Annotated in this window: 3 protein-coding genes; all 3 read left to right on the top strand. The window is 61.1% G+C overall.

Annotated elements, in window-relative coordinates:
* Window positions 1-113: 113 nt before the first annotated feature.
* The 3 genes from recC to recD are packed head-to-tail and all read left to right on the top strand — an operon-like array spanning window position 114 to window position 9,408.
* The gene (gene recC / locus B3I26_RS19530) at window positions 114-3,599 is read left to right on the top strand and encodes an exodeoxyribonuclease V subunit gamma (protein ID WP_296260053.1); all 3,486 of its coding nucleotides are present in this window, start codon (window positions 114-116) and stop codon (window positions 3,597-3,599) included.
* Window positions 3,596-7,324: an exodeoxyribonuclease V subunit beta gene (recB, locus tag B3I26_RS19525; protein WP_296260051.1), complete on the top strand. Its 3,729-nt coding sequence runs from the start codon at window positions 3,596-3,598 to the stop codon at window positions 7,322-7,324. Before recC ends, recB begins: the two co-directional genes overlap by 4 nt.
* Window positions 7,321-9,408, top strand: a complete 2,088-nt coding sequence (gene recD / locus B3I26_RS19520) for an exodeoxyribonuclease V subunit alpha (RefSeq protein WP_296260050.1) — start codon at window positions 7,321-7,323, stop codon at window positions 9,406-9,408. Before recB ends, recD begins: the two co-directional genes overlap by 4 nt.
* The last annotated feature ends 358 nt before the right edge of the window (window positions 9,409-9,766 follow it).

Raw genomic sequence — 9,766 nt, 5'->3', positions numbered from 1 at the left:
AGCATGTGGGGTTTTGTTTTTACGCGCGGAAAAGTCATGAGCTCTCTCAGGTGCTTCGGCATCGCCCCCTCTGTTAGTCTTTCCCCTCTTCAAAAAACGCCAAGGAAGCTGTTATGCCGGTGACGTCCAACCTAAACCCTGGGTTCATGGTGGTTCATGGCAATCGCCTGGATGAACTGCGCAGCCTTGTGGTGTCCTGGATGCGACGTTATCCGCTGACGCCTCTGGAGAATGAAGTCGCGCTTGTACAGAGCAACGGCATTGCACAATGGCTAAAGCTGGCCTTGGCAGAAGATGCGCAGGATGACGATCAAGGAGGATGCGGCATTGCCGCAGCAATCGATGTTCAATTACCCGGCAGCTTCATGTGGCAGCTATATCGCGCGGTATTGGGCAAGGATGAAATTCCTGAAACCTCATTACTCGACAAAGCCCCCTTGACCTGGCGCCTGATGCGCCTGCTACCTGCGCTGATCGATCAACCTCACTTCGAGCCGCTGCAGCGCTTCCTTACGGCCGACACCGATCTTCGCAAACGTTATCAGCTGTCTGAGCGGCTGGCCGACCTGTTCGATCAATACCAAGTCTATCGCGCCGATTGGTTAGAAGACTGGGCCGCTGGCCGGCATCAGCTGAAAAACGTAAGGGGGGAGGTTAAGCCGTTAAAGGCCGAGAACTGCTGGCAAGCCGAGCTGTGGCGTGCACTGCTTCACGACGTCGGCGCCAAAGGCATGGCCCAGAGCCGCGCCGGCGTGCATCAACGCTATATCGAGCGCATCAACACGATGACCGAAGCCCCTGCGGGTCTGCCCGCGCGCGTCATCGTGTTCGGCATCTCCTCGCTGCCGGCTCAGGCGCTCGAAGCCTTGGCCGGCCTGGCTCGTTTCAGTCAGGTGCTGTTGTGCGTGCACAACCCCTGCCGCCACCACTGGGCAGACATCGTCGCTGACAAGGATCTATTGCGGCACGAGTACAAGCGTCAGTCGCGCAAGTCTGGCATGCCAGCCGCACTTAACCCGGAGGCGCTGCATCAGCACGCTCACCCCTTGCTTGCTGCCTGGGGCAAGCAAGGGCGCGATTACATTAACCTGCTGGACAGTCACGACGACCCCAACAGCTATCGTGCGATTTTCCGTGATGGACGCATTGATCTGTTCAGCGAAAGCGATCCTGGGACCCTGCTCAACCAGCTGCAGGACGACATCCTCGAGCTTCGTCCATTAGGTGAAACCCGTGAGCTGTGGCCAGCGGTGGACCTCAAGACCGACCGGTCCATTCGCTTCCATGTTGCCCATAGTGCCCAACGCGACGTGGAGGTGCTGCACGATCAACTGCTCGCACGTTTCAGTGCCGATCCGAATTTGCGCCCTCGCGACGTGATCGTAATGGTCCCGGACATCGACAGTTACGCGCCGCACATTCGCGCCGTGTTCGGCCAGTTGGACCGTGACGACCGCCGCTTCATCCCGTTCACGCTGGCAGACCAAGGCCAACGTGGTCGTGACCCGCTGCTAATTGCAGTCGAACACTTGCTGAAGATCCCAGACAGTCGCTTCCAGGTCAGCGAGATCCTTGACCTGCTGGACGTCCCCGCCCTGAGAGCGCGTTTTGGCATCAACGAGCGTGATCTGCCGACGCTGCATCGTTGGATCGAGGGCGCGGGCGTACGTTGGGGACTCAACGCCAGGCAACGTGAAGGCCTTGGTCTGCCCGAAGCCCTGGAGCAGAACAGTTGGCACTTCGGTCTGCGCCGCATGTTGCTGGGTTACGCCGTGGGGGCCGGCATCGCCTACAACGATATCGAACCCTACGACGAGATTGGCGGGCTGGACGCGGCGCTTATCGGCCCACTGGTTGCGCTGATCGATGCGCTGCACGTTGCCCATGCCGAGCTGTCGAACGCTGCAACGCCACCGGTCTGGGGCATGCGTCTGCAAGCGCTTATGCAACTGTTTTTCAGCGCAGACAGCGAGCACGATGACTACCTGCTCGGCCAGCTTGAGACCCTGCGCGAAACCTGGCTGGAAACCTGCGAAGTCGTTGGCTTGCTCGAAGAACTGCCGCTTACGGTGGTGCGGGAAGCCTGGCTGGCCGGCCTTGATCAAGGGCGCCTGTCCCAGCGGTTTCTCGCAGGCTCGGTCAATTTCTGCACGCTGATGCCGATGCGAGCGATCCCCTTCAAGGTTGTCTGCCTGCTGGGCATGAACGACGGCGATTATCCCCGCGCCCAACCGCCGCTGGACTTCGACCTGATGGGCAGTGATTACCGTCCAGGTGACCGTTCACGTCGCGAAGACGACCGATATCTGCTGCTCGAAGCGCTGCTCTCGGCCCGCGATCAACTGTATGTCAGCTGGGTAGGGCGCAGTATTCGCGACAATTCTGAACGCCCTGCGTCGGTGCTTATCGGTCAGTTGCGCGATCACCTGGCCAGCGGTTGGCGGCTAGCCGGTGCGATCGAGCCGGAAGACGACAAGAAGCGTGATCCCGGTCAGCAACTGCTGCACAAGCTGACGCTCGAACATCCATTGCAGCCCTTCAGTGCCAAATACTTTCAAGAAAGTCCGGAATTCTTTAGTTTCGCCCGCGAATGGCAGGTGCTTCACGAGGCTATCGTTGGGACGGGCGACCTCAAGGTGCTGGAAAGATATGACCAGCAAGAGCCGCTAAGCCTGATGCAGTTGCAGGATTTCCTGCGCAACCCGGTCAAACACTTCTTCAGTCAGCGTCTGAAAATCTTCTTTGAAGTGGCCGAAGCGCCCTTGGCTGATGAGGAGCCTTTCGTGCTCGATGCCTTGGAGCGATATGGGGTCAGCGATAGCCTGCTGCAAGCCGCATTGATCGATCCGGAAAACACCGACGATTCGCTTCGGGCGCAAGCGACTCGCCTGCAGGCCAGCGGCCTGCTGCCAATGGCCGGCTTTGGCACGCTGCTGCAAGATGAACTGATCGAACCATTGCCGGACCTGGCTCGCCGTTATCACGACCTGCTGCTCAAATGGCCTGAGCGCCTGCACAGTGCGCTGCCAGTGACCTACGCACATCAAGGGGTCGAGCTTGATGGTTGGCTCGACGGCCTTTATCAAAACACCGACCACCAACTCCTGGCAGTCACGGCCATCCCGAATGCCATAGGCGGCAAGAAGTCCCGCAAGTGGCATCGCCTGAGCAAACCCTGGGTTAATCATCTGGTGGCCTGTGCCTGCGATCTGCCGCTGACCACAGCGTTGGTCGCCAGTGATGAGACGCTGCTGCTGCCGCCGTTGGACAAAGACACGGCGACGAGAACCCTCAGTGACCTGCTGCTCGCGTGGCAACACGGCATGCAGCGCCCCTTGCCGGTCGCGGTGAAAACCGCTTTCGCCTGGTTGGGCCAGAGCGATGAAGTCAAAGCTGAAGCGGCCGCGCGCAAGGCCTATGAAGGCGACGGCCAAAACAGCAATGGCGAGCGTGCGGAAAGCACCGCACTGTCCCGTCAGTTCCCGGATTTCGATGCGATGCTCGATAGCGAAGAGTTCGCCGGCTGGTGTGAGTCGCTGTACAAACCGATTTTCGAAGCGCCCTGGCAATCACAGTCCAGCGAGGAGGCCGGAGCATGAGTAACGTCCAGCAATCCTTGGTTCAGCAGCCTTTAGCTCAGCAACCTCTGGCCCTGCGCTTTCCGCTCAAAGGCAGCCAACTGATCGAGGCCAGTGCCGGCACCGGCAAGACCTTCACCATTTCGGCGCTGTACCTTCGTCTGGTGCTCGGTCACGGCAGCGAGGTGTCAGGTTTCGGTCGGGAATTGCTGCCACCGCACATTCTGGTAGTGACCTTTACCGATGCGGCGACCAAGGAACTGCGTGATCGTATCCGCACGCGCCTGGCCGAAGCCGCGCGTTTCTTCCGTCAGGAGATTGAAGCCCCCGATGGGCTGATCGCCGACCTGCGTAACGACTTTGAACAGGAACAATGGGCCGGTTGCGCGAGCCGTCTGGACATCGCCGCACAGTGGATGGATGAGGCCGCGGTATCGACCATTCACAGCTGGTGTCAGCGTATGTTGCGCGAGCACGCCTTCGACAGTGGCAGCCTGTTTACCCAAAGCCTGGAAACCGACCACAGCGATTTGCTTGGCGAAGTGCTGCGTGATTACTGGCGCAAGTTCTGCTACCCCATGACTGGCGATGCGCTGAACTGGGTGCGAAACAATTGGGGCGGCCCGGCGGCGTTGTTGCCACGGGTTCGGGCATTGTTTGGCAGCGATCGGGCGCCCGTCACCCAATCGCCGACGCAACTGATCGAAGCATCGATTCAGCAACGACGCGAAACCTTGCAGGCGCTCAAGTCGCCCTGGGCCAACTGGGCCGCCGAGTTGCACGCTATCTGCCTGGATGGCGTGGCGTGCAAGGTCGTCGATGGCCGCAAGATGCAGGAGCGTTATTTCAGGCCCTGGTTCGACAAGCTAATCGCCTGGGCCAACGACGACGAACAAGAGCAACTGGATCTGGGCACCGGTTTTACCCGGCTCACGCCCGACGGTATCGCCGAGGCCTGGAAAAACAACCCGCCATCGCACCCGGCCTTCGAGGCGATGGTCGAGCTGAAAGTCGCCCTCGACACACTGCCAACCCCTGATGCCGCCGTGCTTGAGCACGCGGCGCATTGGGTCGGAACGCGTTTTGAGGAAGAGAAACGTCGTCGCGCCGAAATGGGTTTCGACGACATGCTGTTGCGTCTGGATGCTGCGCTGCGTGGCCCCGGTGGCGAGAGGTTGGCGACCTTGATCCGCGAGCAGTTTCCGGTTGCGCTGATCGACGAGTTTCAGGACACGGACCCCGTGCAGTACCGGATTTTCGATAGCATTTATCGTCTGCAAGACAACGATGAAACGACCGGCCTGTTTCTTATCGGCGACCCCAAACAGGCAATTTATGCCTTTCGTGGCGCTGACATCTACACCTACCTGCGCGCACGATCCGCGACCACTGGGCGGCTGCACACGCTGGGCACCAACTTTCGCTCAAGTCACGCAATGGTCGAGGCGGTCAACCACGTATTCGTACGCGCGGAAAACAGCCCGACCGGGCGCGGCGCATTTCTATTCCGAAGCGCCGATGACAACCCGGTGCCTTTTCTTGCAGTAGGGGCGCAAGGGCGCAAGGAAAGCTTTCAGCTTAACGGCAATGTCGTTGCCGCGCTGAACGTCTGGCAACTGGAAAGTGAGCAGCCGGTCTCAGGCGCCACATACCGTCAGCAGTTGGCCAGCAGTTGCGCCAGTGAGATTGTGCGCCTGCTCAATGCCGGGCAACAGGGGCGAGCCGGTTTTGCTCGAACCGGCGAGCCGCTCAAGGGCCTGCGACCTGCAGATATCGCCATTCTTGTGCGCGATGGCAAAGAAGCGCAGGCGGTGCGCGCCGAACTGTCGGCCCGTGGCGTACGTAGCGTTTACTTGTCCGACAAGGACTCGGTATTCGCCGCGCAGGAGGCCCACGACCTGCTGGCCTGGCTCAAGGCCTGTGCCGAACCGGATGCTGAGCGTACCCTGCGCGCCGCACTGGCCAGCATCACCTTGGCTCTGCCGCTGGCCGAGCTTGAACTGCTCAATCAGGACGAGCTGGCGTGGGAAAATCGCGTCATGCAGTTTCGCGATTACCGCCGTGTCTGGCGCACCCAGGGGGTGCTGCCGATGTTGCGTCGGCTGCTGCACGACTTCAAATTGCCTCAGGCGTTGATCCAGCGCACTGATGGCGAACGGGTGCTGACCAATCTGCTGCACCTCTCTGAATTGATGCAACAGGCTGCCGCTGAGCTCGATGGCGAGCAGGCGCTGATTCGTCATCTGGGCGAGCATTTGGCGCTGTCCGGACAAGCAGGCGAAGAGCAGATTCTGCGCCTGGAAAGCGACGAGCAACTGGTCAAGGTCGTGACCATTCACAAGTCCAAGGGTCTGGAATATCCACTGGTGTTTCTGCCTTTCATTTGCTCGACCAAACCGGTGGATGGCAGCCGCCTGCCGCTGCATTTTCATGACCCCGAAGGCCACGCGCAGATCAGTCTCAAGCCGACCGCCGTGCTGGTTGAAAAGGCCGACGACGAGCGCCTGGCCGAGGATCTGCGTCTGCTGTACGTCGCGCTCACTCGTGCGCAGCATGCCTGTTGGCTGGGCGTCGCCGACATCAAGCGTGGTAACACTAACGGCTCGATTCTGCACCGCTCGGCATTGGGTTATCTGCTGGGCGGCGGCGAGGCGCTCACCGAATCGGCGGGGCTCACTCAGTGGCTACAGGCATTGGCCGATCAGCAGCCTACCCTGCATGTCCAGGCCGTGCCGGCACCGACCGCAGAGACCTTCAGCGCGCCCCGCAGCGAAGCGGCGTTGAGCAAACCGCGCATGCCCCGGCGTAGCGCTCGGGAGAACTGGTGGATTGCGTCCTACAGCGCCTTGCGCATCGGCGACACTATTACCGACAGCGGCGATCAGTCCCCCGATAGTCCGCAAGCGCAAAAGCTGTTTGACGATGAGCGCCTCGACCCCGACGCACCTCGCGAAACGCTAGTCAGTGGGGGCGACATCCACCGCTTCCCACGTGGCCCGAACCCCGGGACGTTCCTCCACGGCTTGCTGGAGTGGGCAGGGGAGAAGGGGTTTTCGGTTGTCGCGCGTGATTCGGCTGCACTGGAAAAGGTCGTGGCGCAACGCTGTAACCGGCGTGACTGGAAGGGCTGGATCAATACCCTGACCGACTGGCTCGCGCATTTATTGAACATGCCGCTGCCTGTGGGAAATGACGTGCACGCTGTCGCTTTGAGCGATCTTGATCAGCCCAATCAGTACCGCGTCGAGATGGAATTCTGGTTCGCCTGCTCGAAGGTCGATGTGGCGCAGATGGACGCGCTGGTGCGTCGTCATACTCACAACGGCGCGCCGCGAGCGGCAGCGGAAACGGTCTCGCTTAATGGCATGTTCAAGGGCTTCATCGACCTGACGTTCGAACATCAGGGCCGCTATTACGTGGCCGATTACAAATCCAACTGGTTGGGTGTCGATGACGATGCCTATACAGAAGCGGCAATGGAAAGCGCGATTCTGGAGAACCGTTACGACCTGCAATACGTGCTCTACCTGCTGGCCCTGCATCGCCAGCTCAAGGCGCGTCTGGCCGATTACGACTACGACCGGCACCTGGGCGGCGCTGTGTATCTGTTCGTGCGCGGCAGTCGCGCGGCAAGCCGGGGCGCATGGTTCACCCGGCCACCTCGGGAGCTCATCGAGAATCTGGATCTGCTGTTCCAGGGCCGAGCTGTGATCGAGGAAACAGCGTTGCCAGGAGACCTTATATGAACCGAACCTTTGCGCAGTTGCTGCCCACGCCGCTGGACGCCGACAGCCTCGCTGCGCTCAAACCCTTGAGCCGCGTCGATGACCTGCTGCTGTTGCTGGAACGCTGGGTGGAGCGCGGCTGGTTGCGTGCGCTGGACAAGGCCTTTGTGGCGTTTCTGGCGGATCTTGATCCGGCGGCCGACTCATTGGTGCTGCTGGCAGCGGCATTGACCAGCCATCAACTGGGGCACGGTCATGTCTGCCTGGACCTGTACGAAACGCTGAAAGAACCTGATTTTGCCTTGTCGCTGCCGCCAGAAGGCGACGTGTCATCAACGCCCATGTTGCTGCCATCTACGCTGCTCAAGGCGTTGGATGGTGCAACCTGGTGCCAGGCGCTGGCCGACAGCCTGCTGGTGGCCCAGGCCGGTGATAACAGCGACGCGGCGGCGCAGAAGCCGTTGGTGTTGTCCGAGCGTCGCCTGTATCTGCGTCGCTATTGGACCTACGAGCGCAGGATCGATAGGGCGTTGCGCCGTCGCCTGGCCCATAGCGAGGCCGCACCGAATGATCTGGCGCAGCGTCTGGACGCGTTATTCGGGCCGGCTAACCCTGCGCCTGAGGCCCTGATCGACTGGCAAAAGCTCGCCTGTGCGCTGGCCACTCGTGGCGCGTTCAGCATCATCACCGGTGGCCCTGGCACCGGCAAAACCACCACCGTGGTGCGGCTGCTGGCGCTGTTGCAGTCGCCCGCAGTGGAGCGTGGCAAACCGCTGCGTATTCGTCTGGCAGCACCGACCGGCAAGGCGGCGGCACGTCTGACCGAGTCCATCAGTCATCAAGTGCAATCGCTGCAGGTGCCGGAAGACGTGCGGCAAAAAATCCCCAGCGACGTGACCACGGTGCATCGCTTGCTCGGCAGTCGACCCGGCACCCGGCACTTCCGTCACCATGCAGGCAACCCGTTGCCGCTGGACGTGCTGGTGGTCGATGAGGCGTCGATGATTGACCTGGAAATGATGGCTAACTTGCTCGACGCCTTGCCGCCTAATGCGCGCATGGTGCTGCTCGGCGACAAGGATCAACTGGCCTCGGTGGAGGCCGGTGCGGTGCTGGGTGACCTGTGTCGCGACGCCGAAGCCGGCATGTATAGCGCGCAGACTCAGGCGTGGCTGGAGTCGGTCAGTGGCGAAGATTTGAGCAGGAGTGGGCTGCAACAGGGCGATGATCAGCGCCATGCCTTGGCCCAGCAAGTGGTGATGTTGCGTCATTCCCGGCGGTTCGTAGCAGGCAGCGGGATTGGGCAGCTGGCCAAGCTGGTCAACCAGCAGCAGGATCAGGATGCCCGCGCGTTACTCACGGCCCGCACGCATACCGATCTGTTTTCCCTGGCGCTCAAGGGCGAGCAAGATCGCGCGCTGTCACGCCTGTTGCTGGACGGGCACGGTAATGGCCCGCAAGGTTATCGGCATTATCTGGGCGTAATGCACGCGAAGCGTGCGCAAGGAATTACTACGATCGACGATCCGCGTTGCGTCGATTGGGCACGCGACGTGTTAAATGCGTTCGACCAATTCCAGTTGCTCTGCGCCGTTCGTAAAGGGCCGTGGGGCGTGGAAGGGTTGAACCAGCGCATTACTCAGACGCTGTTCGCCGCGCAGCTGATCGAGAGCGATCAGCAGTGGTATGAAGGGCGTCCGGTGTTGATGACGCGCAACGATTACGGTCTGGGCCTGATGAACGGTGACATCGGCATTGCCCTGCGTCTGCCGGAGGGGCCGGTGGAGGAGAGTCGCCAAGCACTGCGCGTGGCCTTCCCACGCAACGACGGCAGTGGCGGGGTGCGTTTTGTGCTGCCCAGTCGGTTGAACGACGTGGAAACGGTGTACGCCATGACCGTGCACAAATCCCAGGGCTCGGAGTTCGCGCACACCGCGCTGATCCTGCCCGAGGCGCTGAACCCCGTGCTGACCAAGGAGCTGATTTACACCGGCATCACCCGGGCGAAAAACTGGTTCAGCCTGATCGAGCCACGTCAGGGCGTCTTCGAGGAAGCGCTTAGGCGTAAGGTCAAACGCTTGAGTGGGTTGATGCTGGGGATGTGAAGACGCCGCCATCGTGCTTCTGCCCGGAGGGCGTAGGAGCCCGGCTTGCCGGCGATCTGCCGGGGACCGGCAGCCAAGCCTGTGGATGCGGTACACCTGATAACCCGAGGTAACGGTTTCGCTGCTTGGTGCACGCGGTAAACCTGACACAACGGAAATCGCAGGTTTCGCTGCCGCTTCGCAGCAGATCGCTGGCAAGCCGAGCGCCTACGGCCTGCGGCCAGAATCAACGGCGGGCATCGATGCAGCGGGCAGCGGCGTCAGAATCAAAAGCGCGTCAGCTTTCGTGCATCCTTGCGCAGCATCTCCAGTGCAGGCGCTTAGGCGTAAGGTCAAGCGCTTGAGTGGGTTGATGCTG

This window comes from Pseudomonas sp. UBA5706 (genome assembly GCF_002419965.1).
Classification (GTDB): Bacteria; Pseudomonadota; Gammaproteobacteria; order Pseudomonadales; family Pseudomonadaceae; genus Aquipseudomonas.
The sequence above is the reverse complement of the archived record's forward strand: the minus strand, read 5'-3'. Positions and strand labels throughout refer to the sequence as shown.